Source organism: Microcoleus sp. B6-A1 (assembly GCF_036705085.1).
Classification (GTDB): Bacteria; Cyanobacteriota; Cyanobacteriia; order Cyanobacteriales; family Microcoleaceae; genus Microcoleus.
Map to the genome: position 1 here is coordinate 1 of NZ_JAUBTU010000111.1, position 22,014 is coordinate 22,014.

Consider the following 22,014-nt stretch of genomic DNA (forward strand, 5'->3'; position numbering starts at 1 on the left):
GGGCGGGACGCCCATCCCACTTTCAAGAGTGGAAGTTATTTAATTCTCATTCCTGAAGGAACAAGGCACTGATGTTTCCCAAGGCACTGATGTTTCCCAAGGCAGAATGCACTTATGTAGAAAAAAAATTCTCCCACCCCCAGACTCTCCCACTCTCCCCCTCTCCCCCTCTCCGGAGCGAAAAGCCTCAGTCCTTTATCTAGTAAGCAAGAGGCAAGATTTCCGGCAAAAAAGGAACCGCCCGAACAGTAGTCCGGGCGGAGTGTGGTGTGAGGAGTGAACGGAAACATGCGTCTCCGCTTCTTCTATTGTGACATCTCCTTCTCGATAATTCCACAATATTCTGTAAATTTCGAGACTGTGGAACAAATTTTGTCAAGGTATGCTGGTATTCGATCGGTAAATCTACTTACCCATGCCCAACTGCTGAGCTTTTTGATAGACTTTACCCTCAGTCAGCAGAGAAGGAGCAATTACCACCTCCACTTGCTGCATCTCCTTAAGATCCTTAGCGCCCAAGGTACCCATGCTAGTTTTCAGAGCTCCGAGCAAGTTGTGCGTACCGTCATCTAGCACTGCTGGCCCCCGCAAAATTTGCTCCACAGTACCCGTAGTCCCTACGCGAATGCGAGTGCCGCGCGGCAAAACCGGGCTGGGAGTTGCCATCCCCCAGTGAAAGCCGCGGCCAGGAGCTTCGGCGGCCCTGGCAAAGGGCGAACCAATCATCACTCCATCGGCACCACAGGCAATGCACTTGCAGATATCGCCGCCAGTAATTAAACCGCCGTCAGCAATCACCGACACGTATTTACCAGTTTCGCGATAGTAGTCGTCCCGCGCGGCGGCGCAGTCTGCTACCGCTGTGGCTTGGGGAACGCCGACACCCAGTACGCCCCTAGATGTGCAAGCAGCCCCCGGCCCTATGCCCACGAGAATGCCCGCAGCGCCAGTTTTCATTAAATTCAGGGCGACTTCGTAGGTGACGCAGTTGCCCAAAATTACTGGGATCGGCATCTCTTGACAAAATTGAGTTAAGTCTAGAGGCGTGATCGCTTCAGGGGAAAGGAAAGCTGTCGAGACTACAGTTGCTTGCACAAAAAATATATCGGCTCCCGATTCAGCAACCGCCCGGCCGTATTTGCTCGCAGCGGCCGGTGTACCGCTAACGGCCGCAATCCCTCCTCCTGCTTTAATTTCTTTAATTCTGAGCTCGATTAATTCTGGCTTGATGGGTTCGGCATAGAGTTCCTGCATCAGGGAAACAAATTCGTGGTTCCCGACACTGGCGATGCGCTCTAATATTGGCTGGGGATCGGCATAGCGGGTTTGAATTCCTTCTAGGTTGAGCACGCCCATTGCTCCCAATTCCGACAGCAAAATCGCCATGCGGACATCGACTACTCCATCCATGGCGCTGGCGATGATCGGGATTTCTCGATCGATCCCGCCAATCTGCCACTTGGTATCTGCCAAACTCGGGTCGAGGGTGCGCTGTCCTGGTACTAGCGCGATTTCATCTATGCCGTAAGCTCGGCGAGCACTTTTGCCCCGCCCAATTTCAATATTCACGCTGTTTCACTTCCACAATGTATTTAAATTAGAGTAACAAAATCGTAGCCTGTCAGCAGGTAGCGATCGCACGGCTGTCTTTAAAAAAAGCTCGGCACTGATTCTGATTGTATTCTGATTATATGAAATCGAAGGGGATACTTTTCCTCAGCAACGGCCACGGGGAAGACTCGATTAACTGTCAAATTCTCCAAGCTTTGAGAGTATCTGGCGCGGATGTTGATGTTTCGGCAATGCCGATTGTAGGTGACGGGGCTGCTTACCGTCGATCGACCGTGCCCATTATTGGGCCCACCAGTCAAATGCCGTCTGGGGGAGTTTTTTACATGAATCCCCTGTTTTTCCTCAAAGATATTGGGGCGGGGCTGATTGCTTTGACTTGGCAGCAATTGCAAGCTGTTTGGACGGATTCGCGCCGCTGCGATTTGGTGGTGGCGACTGGGGATATTGTCGCCGGGGCGATCGCCCATGCCAGCCACCGCCCCTATATAATTTTTCTATCGGCCCATTCTAGTTATTACGAGGGGCGAGTCGATTTGGGTTTAATCTTGTGGCAGTTGCTTTGCTCAATGTCTGGCGGTTTTTACTAGAGATGCTTTGACTGCTGCTGACTTAAACCGACAGGGTTTAAAAAAAGCTCAGTTTGTCGGCACACCTGTCATGGACAACCTCAATTCTACGGGCAAAGATTTGCAGTTAATACCCGGAGTTCGGACGATCGCCCTTCTCCCAGGTTCTCGCCTCCGGGAAGCCACTAACAACCTCGTTTTGCTCCTGGAACTGGTTAAAAAAATTGCTAGTAACTCTACTGTACCGGTGCAGTTTCGGGCTGCTTTAGTTCCGGCTTTAATGACTCAATTAGAGGATATTGCGGCGCGATGCGGATGGCAAATGCGATCGGGAAAGCTGATTTTTCCAGCAATCAAACGGTCTTTTCATGAAGAAAAAATAGTCGAAGTAATTTGCTGGGCAGATGCTTTCGCCGATATTTTGCAGCAGTCGAGTTTAGTAATTGGGATGACTGGAACTGCTGTCGAACAAGCTGTGGGCTTGGGAAAACCTGTAATTGCAGTACCGGGAAACGGCTCAGCCTTTACCTATCGGTTTGCGGAGGCTCAAAATCGGCTTTTAGGTGATTCCGTGCAGGTTATTGGCACGCAACCAGCAAATTCTGATATTCTCAAGGAAACTGCAAGGGCCGTCGATCGCACTTTGCAAAATGATAAATATTTAGCCAGTTGCATTCAAAATGGTTTAGAGAGAATGGGGCGATCGGGCGGCAGCATAAAAATTGCAAATTACGTGACAAACTATCTTGGTTATTGATTGTGGTAGGGTGCGTCAATCGATTGCGCGATTTTAGATTTTAGATTAAAGAATTGAAGCATTGACTTGCGCGAGATAAATACGTTCGGCAAGTTTCATCGGATACAGGTTTTTTATTTCACCGGTCCTGAGTCTGCTTTCGGAATGAATCACGTGGCGGGTATCCTGGATGCTTTCGGTCAGGTTTGAAATTTTCAAGCGCCACGAAAAGTCTAATTTTGACGCAGCATTTATTTCCTGGTGCGTCAGTATGAGATTGTTGATTTGTCGCGAAAATAATTGTCGCTGACGCACCCTACTGCTATTTCAACAACTCAGAAACAGTTTTAAATTCGTAACCTTTCGACTGCAAATCCTTGACAATCATCTCAGTTGCTGCTACGGTTTTCGAGCGATCGCCCCCGCCGTCGTGCATCACCACAATCGAACCCGATCGCACATTGTCAATCACCCGATTTGCGATATCTTCCGCCGTGAGAGTTTTTTCATAATCTTGGGAATCCACATCCCACATAATCAGTTTTTTGTCCATTTGGGATAACAAATAAGACAAAACTACAAATCGCCTACCCCAAGGTGGCCGAAAACTAATACTGTCTTGCTTCACCCCAACTTCCTGCAAAAGTTTGTCCGTTTTTTCAATCTCAGACAGCAAAACTTCCTGGGGTTTAAACATCATATCTTTGTGAGAGTATGAATGGTTTGCCAACTCATCTCCCCTCGCGACAATCATTTTCACGATTTCTGGATGTTTCTCAATATTGCGACCGATTTCAAAAAAAGTTGCTTTAATTTGATAGCGGTCTAAGATATCTAAAAGCTGATTTGTATAGGGAGGATAGGGCCCGTCGTCGTAGGTGAGGGCAACAACTTTCACTTCGGTATCGGCACGGTTTATGCCGAAATAATTGTGAAATTTAGTAACTTTAATTAACAGCGATACTGCGAAAAGTAACGCTATTGTGAAAAGCAGAAACTTTTGTAAAATTTTACCGATTCGCATAGCTGCACGCACTCGATCGAGAATGAAAGTGGATTGTTGTCAGATTACCACAATTGGGTAACGGGATCCTTAAGCTATTTTATCATTAATTATTGACGGTTACGAAAATTTTAATTTTTGGCGATCGTACAATAGCTAGACGCTTCAAGTGCCAGTACACTTGTACCATACAGCGTAAGTAAGTCCAGAGCAAAAAAGCAATAATAAAAGATCCGGAGTTGTGGGGGGTGTAAGGCAAGGATGTATATTCGCAGCGAGTTTACTGTTGCTCTCACCCGCTCCTCCCCATGTTATATTTATTTGTATACTCAACTTTTTTAGGCAGCAATAATTCCCAACATGATTTCACTGCCAGATATCACAATTGTCAGCCAGATTTACGAAAGTGCTAATTCCCTCGTATACCGAGGCATCCTCAAATCAAATCAGCAACCTTTGATTTTGAAACTCCTCAAAGAGGATTACCCCACAGCAGCCGAACTCTACCGCTATCAGCAGGAATACGAAATCACTCGCCGTCTCAACCTAGAAGAAACGATTAAAGGCTACGAACTGCGAAAATACGAGAACACACAAGTCATGTTGTTGGAGGATTTTGGAGGAGAGTCCTTAAAAATCCTGCTGGATGGCCGTCCCTTTGGTTTACCAGAGTTTCTCCACCTAGCCATCCAAATCACAGATGCGTTAGGCAAAGTTCATCAAAAAAATGTCATTCACAAAGATATCAATCCATCTAATATTGTCTTGAATCCTCAAACTGGAAAATTAAAAATTATTGACTTTGGCTTATCTACCATCCTATCCCAAGAGAATCCCAGCCTCAAAAGTCCTAATCTTCTAGAAGGGACATTGGCTTATATGTCTCCAGAACAAACAGGCAGGATGAATCGCTCACTAGACTATCGCACTGACTTTTATTCTCTTGGCGTTACTTTCTATGAGCTGCTAACCAACCAGTTGCCTTTTGAATCCGTTGATGCACTTGAGTTAGTCCATTGCCATATTGCAAAACAACCCACTCCACCTCATGAAAATAATCCAGAAATTCCCTTGACTGTCTCAGAAATTGTCATGAAGTTAATGGCCAAAATGGCGGAAGATAGATATCAAAGTGCTTGGGGAATCAACGCAGATTTAAAAACTTGTCTCGCTCAATTTAGAAATGGTAAATTTCAAGCTTTTTCCTTGGGATACCAAGATATTTATCCTCAATTGCAACTCCCTCAAAAACTGTACGGGAGAGAATCACAGATTGAGTCCTTATTGAGTGCCTTTGATCGTCTAGCGTCGAGACAAGAAAAACAAGTAGGGGCTGGTTTAGCAAATAACCTGAGTAACCCAACGACAACTCAGTCACAAAATCGGCCCGTAGAGACACAAACTGAACTCATGCTAATTTCGGGATACTCTGGTATTGGGAAATCAGCTTTAGTTCAGGAACTGTATAAGATCATCACTCAAAAAAGCGGCTACTTTATAGCAGGTAAATTTGACCAGTTGCAACGCGATATTCCCTATCAAGCTTTAGTCGCTGCCTTCCAAGAATTGGTGCGACAATTGCTCACCGAAACTCAAGCGCAATTAGAACAGTGGCAAGAGAAGATTCGAGGCGCATTAGGCAGCAATGGACAAATTATTATTGATGTCATTCCCGAAGTTGAACTGATTATTGGCAAACAGAATCCTGTCCCAGAATTGCCACCAACAGAAGCAAGAAATCGGTTTAATTTAGCTTTTCAAAACTTTATTCAAGTTTTTTGCCAGAAAGAACATCCCCTCGTCCTATTTCTAGACGACCTTCAGTGGACAGACAGCGCTACGCTGCAATTGATCCAGTTGATCATGACCGATTTTACTACTCAATATCTCTTTGTAATCGGAGCTTATCGAGATAACGAAGTCAGTGCAACTCATCCTACTATGCTGACTTTATCTGAGATGGAAAAACAGGGAGTAGTAATTAATCATCTCTCTCTTTCACCCTTAAATTTAAACCAGGTTAATGAATTCATTGCGGATACGCTGAAAACCGAGTGCGTCCCAACGCAAAGATTAGCCGAGTTGGTTTGGCAAAAAACCCAAGGAAATCCCTTTTTTATTAAAGAGTTTTTCAAGTCACTTTATACAGAGCAATTGCTGACTTTTGATGTGAATGCTGGGGCTTGGCATTGGGATTTAGAGCAAATTATAACTAGGAATATTACTGATAACGTTGTTGAGTTCATGGCAGAGCAAATTCAAACCTTATCAGAATCAGCACAAAAAGTTTTACGATTAGCCGCTTGCATTGGCAATCAATTTGATTTACCAAGCCTTTCAATTATTAATGAAACTTCTCAAAAAGAAACGGCTGATGAATTATGGAATGCCATTCAAGCGGGATTTATATTACCCCTTGGAGATGATTACAAATTCCTGAAAACCCATCGAGATGCGAATGACTTAAAAATTAATTATAAATTTGCTCACGATCGCATCCAGCAAGCCGCCTATTCCCTAATTCCCCCAGACGACAAGCAAGCGGTTCACTGGAAAGTCGGGCAACTGTTGTTACAAAATACACCACCACAGGTACTCCAACAAAAGATTTTTGATATAGTCAATCAGCTCAACTTTGGTATTGAAACAATTGACGTTCAGTTAGAAAAAGATAAACTTGCTCAATTAAATCTGATTGCTGGCAAAAAAGCGAAGGCATCAGCAGCTTGGAAACCCGCCTGGAATTACTTAAGCATTGGTATAAATTGCCTGAGTGCAGATAGTTGGCTTCGTCAGTATGACCTAAGTCTAGCACTGTATGTGGAAACAGTAGAAGCTGCTATCTTGAGTGGCCACGTTGAGGAAATGGAAAAAGGGGCTGATATTGTGCTTCAACAAGCTACTTCATTGCTGGACAAAGTGAAAGTATATGAAGTCAAGATTCAAGCCTATACAGCACAAAACCAACCGTTAGAAGCGATAGATACGGCTCTTTCAGTATTAAAGCTGTTGGGAATTCGCTTTCCCAAAAAACCAACAAAATTAAATATTTTCCTTGAACTGGTGAAGACTAAGTTAAGTTTAGCAGGGAAGCGAATCGAGGACTTAATCGACTTACCAGTGATGACTGACCCTTATAAGTTGGCAGCTATGCGTATCTTATCAGGTATAGTGTCCGCTGCCCATTTTTCCAGACCTGACTTGCTACCCCTAATGGCGTTTAAACAGGTCAATTTATCCATCAAATACGGGAATACTTCTGTGTCTTCTTGTGCCTATGCTACTTACGGACTAATTTTGTCTGGGGAAACCGTAGGAGACATTGAGACTGGTTATAAATTTGGGCGACTTGCTATCTTGTTACTCGATAAGTTTAATACTAAAGATCTCACAGCCAGAACCATATTTATTGTTAATTACTTTGTCAAACATTGGAAAGAGCATCTTAGGGAAACTTTAAACCCTTTGCAGAATGCTTACTCGATCGCCCTAGAGACTGGAGATTTAGAATATGCAGCTTATTCGGCTTGTGTATACTGCTATCACTCCTATGTGTTGGGGAAGGAATTGGCAACAGTCGAGGCAGAGATGGCAATGTACAGTAATACCCTCAGCCAACTGAAGCAAGAAACATCATATTACTATAACCAACTCAATCGACAGGTTTTATTGAATTTGATGGGACAGGCTGAAGATAAGTGCCGTTTAATCGGTGAAAGCTATGACGAAACAAAAATGTTACCCCTGCATCTAGAGGCGAATGCTCAAAATCTTTGTCGCTCGGTCTATTTTTACAAGCTATTTCTCTGCTATCTTTTTCAAGACTATCAGCAAGCTATAGAAAATGCTAAATCAGCAGAAAAATATAGCGATAGCGCTGTAGGTACTATTCCTCTCTACCATTTCTACAATTCTTTAGTTTATCTGGCTATCTATTCTGATGCACCAAAATCCGAGCAAAAACTCATCCTCCAGAAGGTGAAAGCCAATCAGAAAAAGATCGAGAAATGGGCGAAGTTTGCTCCGATGACTCACCTCCATAAATTCTATCTAGTGGAGGCAGAGCGATATCGAGTTTTGGGGGAAAATGCTAGGGCGATCGACTACTACGATCGCGCTATTGCCTTAGCGAAAGAACATGAGTACCTCAACGAAGAGGCTTTGGCTAATGAATTGGCTGCCAAATTCTACATCGCTTGGGGAAAAGAGCAAGTTGCCCAAGCCTATATGACAAATGCTTACTACTGTTATTTACGTTGGGGTGCAACAGCTAAAATGACTGATTTGAAACAACAGTATCCAGAACTTTTAAAGCGTTTTACGAAAGCCAATTTGTCGGATAAATCGCGCAGCATCCTGTCTGATACATCTAACAGCATTTCAGGGGAAACCCTGGATTTGGCAGCATTGATGAAAGCATCTGGGGCAATTGCCAGTGAAATTGAGCTAGATAAACTCCTCACCACTTTGATGAAAATCCTGCTAGAAAGCTGCGGGGCACAAAGTGGCTATCTAATTTTAGAGTCTCAAGGACAACTAAGAGTCGAAGCGTCAGGGGAGGCTAACTCAAATCAGGTGATAGTGTTGCAATCAACTCCAATAGAAACCTGTTTGCCTTTGTCGATTATTCACTATGTTGAAAGGACTCAGGAAGGACTGATTGAAACCAATGTTGCCCGTGAAGGCAGATTTACCCAAGACGCTTATATCAAAACACAGCAGCCCAAGTCTATCCTTTGCGCTCCTCTGCTCAATCAAGGGCAATTAATTGGAATTGTTTACTTGGAAAATAATTTAGCAGATGGGGTTTTTACACCCGATCGCCTGGAAGTGATTCAATTACTTTCAACTCAGGCGGCGATCGCCCTTACCAACGCTAGACTCTATACTCAGGTACAATCTACCCAAAATCGCCTGAATAAATTCCTCAATGCTATACCTCTAGGCATATCCGTTCACGACGCCAAAGGACAACTGGTTTACGCCAATCCAGTTTCACAGCAGTTACTGAATATTCAAGATTTACCAAAAGCCCAAATCGAGCAACTCTCAAAAACCTATCACATTTATCGGGCAGGGACAGGGGAGATATATCCAGTCGAACAGTTGCCCCTGGTGCGATCGCTTGGCGGTGAAAAAGCTCAGGCGGATGACTTGGAACTCCACCACAGCGACGGGAGCATTTTTGTAGAAGCAACGAGTACGCCAATTTTCAATGAGACGGGTAATGTAGAGTACGCGATCGCAGCTTTTCAAGATATTAGCGATCGTAAGCAGGCCGAAAAAACGCTGATCGAAAATGTCCGCTTAGAACAGGAAATTAGCGATCGCAAAAAAGTTGAAGCAGAACTCGAACGAGCCAAAGAAGCAGCCGTTGCCGCCAACCTCGCCAAAAGCACTTTCCTTGCCAACATGAGCCACGAATTGCGGACTCCCCTGAACGCCATTCTCGGTTTTTCTCAACTGATGAATCAGGATACAAATCTGTTAAATGAACAAAAAGAGAACCTTAACATCATTCAGCGCAGTGGAGAGCATTTATTATCTCTAATTAATCAGGTGCTTGACCTTTCCAAAGTTGAAGCGGGACGCATGACGCTATCTGAAAACAATTTAAACCTTCATCATTTTTTAGCTGAAATCGAGGATATGTTTGCGTTGAAAGCCACGGCTCAAAGCTTATACTTACGATTGGAATGTGCTGCAGATATTCCTAAATATATCTGGGCTGATGAAGTTAAGTTGCGGCAAGTGCTGATTAATTTGATCAGTAATGCCGTTAAGTTTACCTCTTCTGGAGGGGTGTCTTTAGAAGTAAAAAATAAACAGGTAAAAGCCCAAAGTGAAGCGGGAACAAAAACAACCAACAACCCACAATCAACAACCATTACCTTTGAAGTAAAAGATACGGGAGTTGGCATTGGGGCAGAGGAACTGGAGAATCTCTTCAAACCCTTCGTGCAAACAGCTTCCGGTCAAAAAGTGCAGCAAGGAACCGGATTAGGACTGACGATTAGCCGTCAATTTGTCCGCTTGATGGGAGGTGAAATAACAGTCATTAGTCATGGTAAAGCTTTCACCCCTGGAATGCCTCTCAAGGAATTTTTAGAAGACACAACGGGTACAACATTTAAATTTGACATTCCTGTGGGCATCGCTGATGGCAGCGCCATTCAAAATCAACCCCAAAGTCGTCGCGTCGTTGCGCTAGCGCCTAACCAACCCCAATATCGCATCCTCGTGGTGGACGATCGAGATTACAATCGGCAACTGTTAGTTAAACTACTCAAACCTGTTGGTTTTGAAGTGGAAGAAGCGAGTAACGGTATTGAAGCGCTTGAAATTTGGGACTCCTACTCACCGCATCTCATCTGGATGGACATGAGAATGCCCATTATGGATGGGTATGAAGCCACGAAACGCATTAAAGGCACCATTAAAGGTCAAGCTACTGCTGTTATTGCTATTACTGCTAGCGTGTGGGAAGAAGAAAAGGCAGTTATTTTATCGGCTGGTTGTGATGATTTTGTGCGAAAACCGTTCCACACAGAGGGAATCTTTGACATCATGACTAAACATTTGGGCGTCCTTTATATTTATCAGGAGCAAGAGCTACCATCTCCCCCTTCTAATGTGACTGGAGAACCGTTAAATTTCACTGATTTCTTAGCAGCGATGTCAAAAGAATGGATAGTAAAATTATATGAAGCAGCTATGGACGCGGATTCGGAATTAGTTTTTCAAATCCTAGAGGAGATTCCTGAATCTCACGCTTTCGAGCTTCACACTCTCAGAAATTGGGTGACGAGGTTTCAGTTTGAGAAGATTCTGGATTTAACTGAACCCTTGATTGGTGAATGATGATATTTTTAGGAATTACACAGGGGTGGTCAGAAACCGGGTTTTTTTACGAGAAGACGCGTTACAGCCCGTAGATTCGCTAAAAAACCCGGTTTCTAGCAGCCGTGGGAGTGCGTAAGTCCCGTTTATCTCATATGTTGCACCATTCTCCAGAACAGGCTTTCCGGCCTGTTCCACAAAAAGTGCATTTTCTTGTGGGGAGTAGGGGTTGGGCAGGAGAGCCCGCCCATAGAAGGGTTATTGAGAATGGTGCAATATTTCAGGTTTATGCTATTTGATGCTAGCACGCGGTTGATTCACTTCCATCATTGACTTTAATGCCGACTGTTTTAAGTCTGTAAGGTCGCGGATGGTAATTGAGCAACCGTCTCCCAATTTAACAGCAGTGAAATAATAGCATTTGCCAAGGTAATCACTTTCTAGATGAACCTCTCCTTCAAGTGATTCTCCAGTCTCAACAACCTCTACTAATAAATCAAACAGTCCGGGACTCAATTGATTAAGCAGTTTTTTCAGAACTGGCTCGCCCGCAAGTTCTGTTCGTCTTTTCCCTAAAAGTCTGGCAAAAACAGGGTTAACTACCAAGCAGCGAAAATCTTCAATTTCTCCAGCGATATCTCCCCTCACCGCCTCCACTGCGGCTATTCCATCCAGAGATGAGTTTAGTAAATTTGCCAGCAGGCTGCGAGATTGGTAGGCAATTTCTGCGGTTTGCTGGTGTCGCTCGATTGCTTCTTTAAGCTGGCATTTTTGGTGCTGGATAGTGACCTGAGTTTCGAGCCTAACTAGCACTTCTTCCGGCTGAAAAGGTTTAGAGATGTAGTCAACTCCCCCTACCTTAAAAGCTTTGACTTTATCAAAAACTTGGTCAAGTGCGCTTAAGAAAATAATCGGAATTTCTGAGGTTTTTTCATCCGATTTGAGGGCTTCGCAGACTTGATAGCCGTCCATGTCTGGCATTTTAATATCCAGCAAGATAGCATCGGGGGGATAATGGCGAACTGTCCTCAAAGCCATCGCACCATTGGTGACGCCCCGAACTTTATACCCCTCCTTAGTGAGAATTTTTGTTAGAAAATTCAGATTTTCTAGGAGGTCATCAACAATTAAAATGTTGCCTTTGCAAGTTCCTAATTCATTGATGTCACTTTCTCCTACCGAATCTATCGTCATAGGTTCGCCTTCGACTTCGGCCTCGGCGATATCAGTGGTAGTGCTTTGCTTCTCTACCAGAGATCGGAAGTTATTTTTAGTAACTTTTTCTCCCATTACGTCGGAAATGCGCTGCCAGAGGAGGGAAGATGAATCTTTGATATGTCCTACGCTGAGGTACAAACTGTCAGCAACAGCACTATAAGTTGCGTTTTTCCAAGCAGCTTTTAAGATTTCCTGCTCAAGAAAATTTAACGGTTTACTGGTTTGGGACTCTAAGGCTGATTCGATAAATTCTAGAGCTTGTTCAAAAGTCATATACAAATCAATCTCATCGGGTAAGGTTTTTCAGTTTTGCACCCTAGCTTTGAGTTATACACCGTACTAAGTCGGTGGAGAAATTCCTAATAGTTATTATGACAGACTTATTGACACTTACGCTCCTGGACGATCGCCCCCGATCCTGATTCCACCTTGTCGAAACCCGAAAAAGGCGATCGCACCCACCTAATTATTTGTGAGGGCGATCGGCTTAAACCCTTTAATTGCAAAGCTTTTAAGTTTCTTGTCACCCCGTCAACGCCTACGACATCGACTCTTTGACATTTATAAAACTCTTAAAAAATCTGAAAAACTGGTTCATCTTTCATAAATCTGAGTTCGCTACCTAGGGCACAACCGTATAACTCAGTATCAAGGCTTGTCTTGATCCAAAAGACAAGCCTTGATTAGTTTTTATATGGTCACATAAAAACATCCGCCGATTAGCGCCGACAATTCCATTAATTTTCAGTATTATTACTGATGTATTTTAGCGCGTGATATTGTAATCCTCACTCAGAAATATGCCCATTAGGCAAAGATCCGACTTTTCCGACTTTACGATCCGACTTTTCCGACTTGCTTTATGCCTATATTCCCAACATACTATTAATAGCATCTACCAAAAGACAGATAACAGTGCCAGTCATGCTGTTGATCTGCTCTATAGATAGATAGTAAAACCAGGGCGTCCGACTTTTCCGACTTTATGATCCGACTTTTCCGACTTTATGATCCGACTTTTCCGACTTGCTTTATCCGGATTGTTTACACATACTATTGAATAGCACCCACCCAAAGACATAGAAAGGTAGCGATCGAGCTGTTTACCTCCTCTATCTAAAGGTAGAGGCTAGCACCAGTCAGGTTATCTATCTGCTCTACAGGCTGCAGGTAGCAGTGATCTTACCTAGTAAGCAGTTCTTGGAGAGAACTATAGGATTCTCAAAAGCATCTATGCTCTCTCTCGATGGGCGTTGCAAAACCTTTGACGAGCGAGCCAACGGTTATGTCCGCGCTGAAGGAGCCGGTGTCGTTGTCTTGAAGCCTTTATCCCAAGCACAAGCCGACGGAGATCCGATTTACGCGGCGATCCGAGGGAGCGCCGTCAACCAGGACAGTCAAACCAATGGCATCTCAGTGCCCAACGGAGAAGCTCAAGAGGCCGCAATCCGGGAAGCCTGCAAGCAAGCTGGCATTTCACCAGAGCAAATACAGTATATCTAAGCACACGGCACTGGCACGCCCGTAGGCGATCCGATTGAAGCCAACGCGCTGGGAAATGCGATCAGGAAAAATAGGCCAGATGGAGATTACTGCACTGTCGGCTTATTCCCACACCACCGAGACTACCACCTATTACATTTTTCTTGAATGTTCTTCCAGCAAGGTGTTCAGCGGAAAGTGGCAGATAATTAGCTGGAAATTGTTGTGCGAATTTTTAGGGCAATAATCCCGAGGATATTAGAGTGATGAAACCTTACAAAAAACTCTCTTTGATTCTGACTTTTACCATTTCATTTTTAGCGGCTGGTTATTCTCGATTACTAGAGAGTGATAGTCTGCAAAATAAACAAAATTTTTTTAATCAACAGTCAATTACAGCCGACTCAAAAGACCGTTCATTGTCCAAGCAAGATGTATGGGTTTGGGATTACCTAAAGGACAAAAAACGTGAAAGCTATAATTACCTTTTAGGCGATTTTAATCTGGCTGTTGAACGGACTAAAAAAACAGAGATGTCTCCTGAAGAAGTCTTGTTATTGGAAGAAAAAAATGGCGAGCTACAAACCCAAAATAATCAAGGAGAGATTCTCATGGTGACATGGACTAAAAAAAGATTTTATACAGAGAAAATCGTAAAATTAGATCGAGTAACTTGGCTAACAGCAAAACCTGAAGTCTCCCGTTTTTGCAATGAAACTGCAGGCCTAGGTGGCAGCCTTATTGATCTCAGTCGCGAAATGATGTTGGATCTAAGATTGACGCAGTATTTGGGCTTAATAGCAGAGCGAGAGCCACAGGACGAAAAAAGCTACGACTCTTTTGTGGAAATATGGGTTAAAAAAGAAAATTTAACGAGACCCTGTAGCGATGGAAGCATTTATACGAATAAGTGCAGTAAAATCGATCCTGAAAAGCTGGAAAAAATGAGAAAAGAATTATTTGCTAGTGCTCCAAAAGATTATCCTTTTACAGGCTTAGGTTATACCTATGACTGGGGTTTTACAGGCTATGATTATGCCTATGACTCGGGTAAGCGGCCTTATGTGGGAGCTAGCGAGTTTGTTATTAAAGCAAGCAAGGAGAAGCCAGTGGAAGTAAAAGTTCATTCAGTAACAAGCACTAAAGACTACTGCAAAAACAATAAGATTCCCGCTCCTGAATAGAATAGATATTTAGATAGGGCAGAGTTATCACCCGAACTCAAAGAGAGCCGAAAAAATCATTTCTAGCTCTACAAATTCAAAGATAGACCTCGGCGATAGTCTTAAATAAAATGTAGGGACGAAAGGCGTCAAATCAAATTTCGCAGCCAATCCAAACTCTACTCCCTGGATGTAAGCTGTGAGGAATGACATTGACTCTGCTCACTCCCCCAACTGAAAGTGTAGCAGGCTTTCATCGCTTCAGTTTTCATAAAGTGCGATGCCACAATGCCTTTACGCGATCGCACTTTATCTATCCCAAAATTCCCCGTGTGATGTAAAGGGTTTTGTCTAAAACTCTCGCGCTATAAATGCGCTAGTCCGAAGTAAAAACATTCAAAAAACAAAGCTTTATGACTTTATCTACAACCCCAGAAATATCTTTTGAACAAAGTATGCCAGTTTTGAATGATAACATCACCCCCATGATGCCAGAGACCCCGGCATCCTTTCATCCGCTCTCGCTGGGCCAGCAAGCTTTATGGTTTCTCTACCAGATGGTTCCCGAAAGCGTGGCTTACAACGTTTGTAATACAGCACTAATTTGCCAAACCATAGATATTGATTCTTTGAATCGTGCGTGGCAAAAGGTTGTGCATCGCCATCCGATTCTCCGAACTACTTATACCGCGTATAAAGGGAAACCCTTTCAAATTATTAACGAACAGCTAGAATGTTATCTACAGGTCAGAGATGCTTCAAATTGGAGCGAAGAGTATTTAAAAGAGCAAATCTCATTAGAAATAGACCGTACCTTTAATCTGGAGGAAGAGCCAGTTGCTCGGTTAAATCTATTTACTCGGTCGGCACAAAAACACATCTTGTTGCTAACAGGGCATCACATCGCCGGTGATTTATGGTCTAGCGATCAGATATTTAATGAACTGCGACTCTGGTATACTGCCGAAACGAAACAAGTTAGCCTTGAGCAGATAGAAAATTCTCTTCCTAAAAATACGCCCTATACCCAGTTTGTACATTGGCAGTCCGAAATGCTATCGGGTCCAAAGGGAGAAAAACTTTGGGAATACTGGCAAAAACAATTATCGGGTGAGTTGCCAATCGTAAACTTGCCGACAGACAGACCCCGACCACCAGTGCAAAGCTATCGGGGAGAAACGCATATTTTTCGGCTAAATGAAGAATTAATTCGGGGACTGGGAGAGGTAGCTAGAGCTACAGGTACAACTCTTTATAAGCTGATGCTGGCAGCTTATTTTGCGTTGCTTTACCGCTATACCGATCGAGAAGATATCCTTGTGGGAACCCCAATGCTGGGAAGGCCAGGTCGAGAGTTTAAAGGAGTTGTTGGCTACTTCGTAAACTCCGTCGTTTTGCGGGCTTCCCTTTCGGCAAACCTGACATTCAAAGATTTGTTAGCTCAGCTAAGTAGCACAGTTAAAGAAGCTCAGAGACATCAGGATTATCCTTTTCCACTGTTAGTTGAGAAACTACAGCCTCAACGAGACCCCAGTCGTTCTCCACTGTTTCAAGTCAGCTTCACTTGGCAAAAGCAACGTTGGTGTGAGTCAGGAAAAGAGCTAGGGTTTAAGATGGAGCCATATCCATTCGGCCATCAACCAGGGGCAAGCTTTGACCTGGATCTGATGGTGATGGAAATTGGAGAAATTATCCAGGTATGCTGGCAATACAATACCGATTTGTTTGATGGGGCAACGATCGCTCGTATGGCGGGGCATTTTCAAACTCTGCTAGAGGGGATTGTTGCCAACCCCGATCGAAAGCTGTCAGAGTTGCCCCTGCTCACTACTAACGAAAGACATCAGTTGTTAGTGGAATGGAATGACACAAAAACCGAGTATCCCTCCGATCAGTGCGTCCACCAGCTATTTGAAGCCCAGGTAGAGCGTTCTCCTGATGCCGTGGCGGTGGTGTTTGAAGGGGAAAAACTGACTTATCAAGAATTAAACGCAAGAGCCAATCAGTTAGCTCGTTACCTGCAAGGATTGGGTGTGCAACCCGAACAACTGGTGGGTTTGTATGTGGAGCGATCGCTGAATACGATCGTTGGATTGCTGGGAATTCTGAAGGCAGGAGGAGCATACTTACCCCTAGATCCTGGCTATCCAGCCGAAAGATTGGCTTATATGTTAGAAGATGCCAAAGTATCGGTTTTACTAACCCAGCAGTCTTTTAAGGAATCCCTGCTAGAGCATAAAGCACAGGTAGTCTGTTTGGATACCGATTGGCCAGTCATACTTCAAAAGAGCCAAACCAATCCGATTAGTGGCATCAAACCAGATAATTTAGCTTATGTAATTTATACATCAGGTTCTACAGGTAGGCCAAAAGGTGTCTTGATTGAACATCAAGCGATCGCGCTTCATTGTCAAAATATTATCGACCACTATCAACTTACTTCGGACGATCGCGTCTTACAATTTGCCTCTGTCGGATTTGATGTTTCTTTAGAACAAATTTTCCCAACTTTGATGATCGGAGCTACGCTAATTTTATCTGAAACGAGGTTTTTAAATGGCTCAGAATTTCATCAGAAATTACTTCAATTAGACTTGACAGTAGTTAACTTACCTCCAGTATTTTGGAGGGAGTGGCTTCAATTTTTAGAGGAAAATTCTTCAGCAAGTTTACTCAAAAAATTAAGGCTAGTCATCAGCGGAGGTGAGGCAATGCCTCCAGAAAGCTTAAATTTTTGGCAAAAGATACCTCTGAGAACGGTGCGTCTTTTAAATGCCTATGGGCCAACGGAAACAACCATAACAGCCATGACCTATGAAGTACCTCAAAGTATTTCTTTGAGCAAAATTCCTATCGGTCGTCCCTTAAAAAACCGCCAAGCCTATATTCTCAGTTATCAGCAACAACTTGTTCCAATTGGTATACCTGGGGAACTGCACATAGGCGGCGCTGGCGTAGCTCGAGGCTATCTCAACCGTCCAGAGTTGACAGAAGAAAAATTTATTCCTAACCCCTTTAGCGATGAACCAGGGGCACGCCTATACAAAACCGGCGATATTGCCCGCTATCTACCCGATGGCAATATAGAATATCTCGGTCGTACCGACAATCAAGTGAAGGTGCGGGGCTTCCGCATCGAACTCGGAGAAATCGAATCCTTGCTGGCGCAACACCCTGATGTGAACTCAGCAGTCTTTATTGCCAGGGAAGAAACTCCGGGGGACAAGCACCTCGTGGCTTATGTCGTCTCCAACCTCATTCCAGATCGCATCCCTTATCAGAGTGAATGCCAACTAGAACTTGATGGCAACGCCCTCAAACTCCACACAGCAGATATCTCCACCGGTGGCGTTGGTCTGGTGGGGGTGCCAGCTATCAAAGAAGGTAGAAGCGTGCGCCTGCACCTGCAACTACCTGAAGAAAGCTTTCCGCGCTGGCTTTGTGGGACAGTAGTTTGGTCGCGTCCCCCACACGCCGGGGTTCGCTTTCATCTTACGCCGAACGAACAGGCATTAGTTGACCAAACTGTATCATATCTGTTGGAAATTCAAGGCTTGTGGAAAATTTTGCAGCGCACCGTGACTCGCAACCTGCGGGACTACTTAAAACAAAAGCTGCCCGAATATATGATACCGAGCGCTTTTGTACTGATGAATGCGTTACCGCTGACAGCGAATGGCAAGGTAGATCGGCGCTCCCTTCCGGCACTGAATACATCCCATCTCAGTCTAGAAACCACCAGCGTCCCACCTCGCAGCCACCTGGAAATGCAACTGGTGCAAATCTGGGAAGATGTTCTGAATGTCTATCCCCTTGGAGTCCGGGACTGCTTCTTTGAACGCGGCGGTCATTCTCTTTTAGCTGTCCGCCTAATGGCTCTTATTCAGCAGCAGTTCGGAAAATCTCTGCCCCTGGCAAGCCTTTTCCAGAACTCCACAATCGAACACCAGGCAAGTCTTGTGCTCCAGCAAACGGATTCTGTGCCATTCTCTCCCTTGGTAGCGATTCAGCCCGCTGGGACTCAGCCACCTTTCTTCTGCGTCCACCCCGTTGGTGGCAACGTCCTCTGCTATTTCGAGCTCGCCCGTCATCTAGGGAAGGAGCAACCCTTTTATGGCTTGCAATCCGCCGGTTTCAATGGCGAACAGGAACCCAAAACCAGCATTGAGGATATGGCAGCTCACTATATTGAAGCCCTGCAAGCCATTCAGCCCTCTGGGCCTTACTATCTGGGAGGCTGGTCTTTGGGTGGCATTGTCGCTTTTGAGATGGCACAGCAGTTGCGCTTTCGGGGAGAAGAAGTCGCCCTCCTAGCCTTAATAGACAGCTATACACCGGCTGCTATTAACTGGTATGAGGAGACGGATGAGGCTTCGGTGTTAGTTCATCTTGCCAGGGATATGGGGGGTCTGTTCGGTAAGGAGCTGCCTCTATCCGCTGATGAATTGCGAGAACTCCCACCAGAGGAGCAATTGAACTACATCCTAGAGCGCTCTAAAAATCTCAATATTTTGCCGCCCGAAGTCAGCTTAGAACAAATGCGCCACTTGATGCGGGTTTTCCAAGCTAACAGGGAAGCCATGTTGAGCTACATTCCCCAGCCCTATCCCGGCAAAATTGCCCTCTTATCTGCTAGCGAAAAACCGCTGCAAGTAAAGCTTGACCCAACCCAAGGCTGGGATGAATTAGCAACTCACGGCTTATTAGATATCCAGCCAATTCCAGGCGATCACTATGCCATTCTCCGAGCCCCTCACGTTCAGCTTTTAGCTCAACAGCTAGCAACTAACCTCAAACCAGAGAATTAATAAAATGGCCAAACGCCCTGTAGCTCAAGGAATGCGGATTTTCCTCCTCATCTGGTTCGGACAGCTTGTCTCTCTCATGGGGTCGGGTCTGACGAGCTTTGCTCTTGGGGTGTGGGTCTATGAACGCACCGGTTCAGTCACTCAGTTCGCTCTGATTTCTGTGTTTGCTAGGCTACCGGCGATCCTACTCTTTCCCTTCGCGGGTGCCCTAATAGACCGATGGAACCGCCGCTGGGCCATGATTCTGAGTGATTCCGGTGCCGGTTTGAGTACAGTAGCCGTCGCCCTTCTCCTGGTTACAGGTCGCTTGGAAATCTGGCACATCTACCTAGCGGTCGCCGTCAGTTCTGCCTTTAGCGCCTTTCAATGGCCAGCCTATACCGCCGCCACCACCTTACTGGTTCCCAAACAGCAGATGGGTCGCGCCAGCGGGATGATTCAGCTAGGAGAAGCCGCCGCCCAGTTCCTCGCGCCGATGCTCGCGGCTGGACTTCTGAGCGTCATACAGCTTCAGGGCATTATCTTCACCGACTTTGCCACCTTCCTGTTTTCCCTAGTAACCCTGCTAAGTATTCGCTTTCCTGATGCCAGGACTAATACTGTCAGGAAAGCCGGGAATCTGAGCCTGCTGCGAGAAATGGCTTACGGTTGGACTTACATCACCGCCCGCCCAGGACTGCTGGGGCTGCTAATTTTCATAGCTGTCAGCAATTTCGCCATCGGCATCGCTCAGGTGCTGTTCGCACCGCTAATCCTAGCTTTTGCACCAGTCGCTGTGCTGGGCACTGTGCAGTCTATTGCTTGCGGCGGTATGGTGGTCGGAAGCATTTTGATGAGCGTTTGGGGAGGCCCGAAACGCCGTATGTACGGGGTATTCGGTTTTGAGCTGCTGCTGGGTCTGGGCATTTTCTTCCTGGGAGTGCGGGCTTCCATTCCCCTGATTGCGATCGCCGGGTTTGGTGCGTATTTCAGCGCCGCATTTTTCCTGGGCTCCGGCCAAGCAATTTTGCAGACTAAAGTCGCACCAGAGGTGCAGGGAAGGGTGTTTGCAGTTCGACGGGCGATCGGTGGGTCATCCCTACCGCTTGGTTATCTCGTTGCTGGCCCTCTAGCCGACAAAATCTTTGAACCTTTAATGGCAAGCAACGGTTTGTTAGCAGGAAGCGTCGGACAAATCATCGGCGCTGGCCCTGGTCGCGGTATTGGTCTGCTGTTGGCGATCTCAGGCGCGATGGTCATGCTAGTAACTATTGCAGGTTACCAGTATCCTCCCTTGCGGCTACTGGAAGATGAGCTGCCGGATGCAACATAGTATTACCCTGCTTTTTCGGCGTTGCATAATATTAAGAATGGACTGTAAATACTGCGAATCTACCTTTGTCCGCAAGAATCCCCGCAGGTGCGGCAAACAGAACTATTTTTGCCCCACCTGCGGGCATCAATTTGTTGAGTATTATTCCTTCAAATGATACTCTGAGGCGGTGAAAAAGCATTGCCTGACATTCGATGTTAATGGAATGGGATTCCGAGTCATTGAACGAGTTACCCGTATCCAACCACAATGGGAGCATCTCAATGAAAGCAGCCAAGCTAGAAATTGGAGTTTTGAGGCAGGAGGCAGGAGGAAAGAGGAAGAAGGAAGGAGCCAGAAGAAGTGTTTTTACAAATATGAGATGCTCCCAACCACAATACAGTCATCAACTGATTTAAACAAGTTGCTACTCATCGGCATTCCGTGTCCCTACTGAAAAAAACGCGCCGACAAAACTGTCAGCGGCGAGTTGTGGTTGAGGTCAAACTCTAGAATCTGGAAATTAACAGAGGCCAGAAGTGCGATCGCCCTTTTGAAGAGAAATGTATCGAAATAGAAACGCGATCGCAAATTTTATTTTTCTCCCCTCCGATAACTCCCCATCTCCCGATGGTTTCCCAACTACGCTTCAACGAGCAGAGTAATGTTGTCAAGTCTCACGACGCGAACAACTTCACCGGGTTGCAAAGTTATTTCTCGTTAGCGAAGCCCTCAAAGAGGATCGCACTTCGTCGGCCACCAACTGTTTTGGAAACGAACGCGACCGCATTCTTGAGGGCGAATTTCTTCATCCACGATCGCTGTTTCAACATCGTTAATAGACATAGCTGCTTGCTCCTGAATATAAACTAGACTTGATTTGTGCGGATGTCAGAAGCTTGTCTGTCAACTTCCCCTCCACACTCAACAGTGTCACTTCTGATTATTATTTGAGCGGTTTATACAGTATTTTAGGCATTTGCTACCGGATATTATGCGAAATAAATCAATCCATACAATGCCATTAAATATCAGAAATCTAAGCCACTAAATCTTGGCAAATTATAGCTAAAAACCGCGAAAATGAAAACAGCAAACAAGCAAATCTGGAATTCTGGAAAGTTAACGCTGCAATTAATATAGGTTTTTGTCAACTAGAAATGCGGGAATTATAATCAGCTAGGGAGATATTTGTCAAGCTGAAAAATTCGCGGTATGCAATCGGGATTAATAGCTATTCGATCGATGTCGGGTTAGCTTAGGATCGCGAATTAAATAACTTACAATTTTAATTGTTATTGTGGGATGGGCGTCCCGCCCGTCCAAAAAGGACGG

At 45.0% G+C, this 22,014-nt stretch carries 11 protein-coding genes and 1 pseudogene; 8 read left to right on the forward strand and 4 right to left on the reverse strand.

Features of this window, described 5'->3' with window-relative positions:
* Nucleotides 1-405: 405 nt before the first annotated feature.
* Nucleotides 406-1,569, reverse strand: a complete 1,164-nt coding sequence (locus tag QUB11_RS27440; RefSeq protein ID WP_333206962.1) for a GuaB3 family IMP dehydrogenase-related protein — start codon at nt 1,567-1,569, stop codon at nt 406-408.
* Between the two features lie 122 nt (nt 1,570-1,691).
* On the opposite strand from QUB11_RS27440, the gene QUB11_RS27445 reads away from it, so the two are divergent.
* Nucleotides 1,692-2,159, forward strand: coding sequence for a hypothetical protein (locus tag QUB11_RS27445; RefSeq protein ID WP_333206963.1), 468 nt, complete (start codon nt 1,692-1,694; stop codon nt 2,157-2,159).
* A 7-nt stretch (nt 2,160-2,166) separates the two neighbouring features.
* Complete coding sequence (locus QUB11_RS27450) at nt 2,167-2,895, forward strand: lipid-A-disaccharide synthase-related protein (protein ID WP_333392140.1); 729 nt, start codon at nt 2,167-2,169, stop codon at nt 2,893-2,895.
* Nucleotides 2,896-3,196: 301 nt separating this feature from the next.
* Here QUB11_RS27450 and QUB11_RS27455 read toward each other — a convergent pair whose 3' ends face one another.
* Nucleotides 3,197-3,898, reverse strand: coding sequence for a polysaccharide deacetylase family protein (locus QUB11_RS27455; RefSeq protein WP_333392142.1), 702 nt, complete (start codon nt 3,896-3,898; stop codon nt 3,197-3,199).
* A gap of 339 nt (nt 3,899-4,237) precedes the next feature.
* Here QUB11_RS27455 and QUB11_RS27460 point away from each other — a divergent pair, with 339 nt between their 5' ends.
* Nucleotides 4,238-10,738 carry an AAA family ATPase gene (locus QUB11_RS27460; protein ID WP_333392143.1) on the forward strand — a complete coding sequence of 2,167 codons (6,501 nt, stop codon included), beginning with the start codon at nt 4,238-4,240 and terminating at the stop codon, nt 10,736-10,738.
* Nucleotides 10,739-11,008: 270 nt separating this feature from the next.
* On the opposite strand, the gene QUB11_RS27465 is transcribed toward QUB11_RS27460, so the two are convergent.
* Nucleotides 11,009-12,208 carry a response regulator gene (locus QUB11_RS27465; RefSeq protein WP_333392145.1) on the reverse strand — a complete coding sequence of 400 codons (1,200 nt, stop codon included), beginning with the start codon at nt 12,206-12,208 and terminating at the stop codon, nt 11,009-11,011.
* A 107-nt stretch (nt 12,209-12,315) separates the two neighbouring features.
* Entirely contained in the window at nt 12,316-12,462 is a 147-nt protein-coding gene (locus QUB11_RS27470; RefSeq protein WP_333392147.1) for a hypothetical protein, read from the reverse strand.
* A 649-nt stretch (nt 12,463-13,111) separates the two neighbouring features.
* Here QUB11_RS27470 and QUB11_RS27475 point away from each other — a divergent pair.
* The 5 genes and pseudogenes from QUB11_RS27475 (at nt 13,112) to QUB11_RS31380 (ending at nt 20,857) form a co-directional block, all read left to right on the forward strand.
* Nucleotides 13,112-13,585, forward strand: a pseudogene (locus QUB11_RS27475) (beta-ketoacyl synthase N-terminal-like domain-containing protein).
* Between the two features lie 98 nt (nt 13,586-13,683).
* A complete protein-coding gene (locus QUB11_RS27480; protein WP_333392149.1) occupies nt 13,684-14,601 on the forward strand; it encodes a hypothetical protein in 918 nt (305 codons plus the stop codon).
* 392 nt (nt 14,602-14,993) lie between these two features.
* Nucleotides 14,994-19,388: an amino acid adenylation domain-containing protein gene (locus QUB11_RS27485; RefSeq protein ID WP_333392151.1), complete on the forward strand. Its 4,395-nt coding sequence runs from the start codon at nt 14,994-14,996 to the stop codon at nt 19,386-19,388.
* Nucleotides 19,389-19,392: 4 nt separating this feature from the next.
* The gene (locus QUB11_RS27490; protein WP_333392153.1) at nt 19,393-20,700 is read left to right on the forward strand and encodes an MFS transporter; all 1,308 of its coding nucleotides are present in this window, start codon (nt 19,393-19,395) and stop codon (nt 20,698-20,700) included.
* Nucleotides 20,701-20,737: 37 nt separating this feature from the next.
* On the forward strand, nt 20,738-20,857 hold the full coding sequence (locus QUB11_RS31380) for an IS1/IS1595 family N-terminal zinc-binding domain-containing protein (RefSeq protein ID WP_445300866.1): 120 nt from the start codon (nt 20,738-20,740) through the stop codon (nt 20,855-20,857).
* The last annotated feature ends 1,157 nt before the right edge of the window (nt 20,858-22,014 follow it).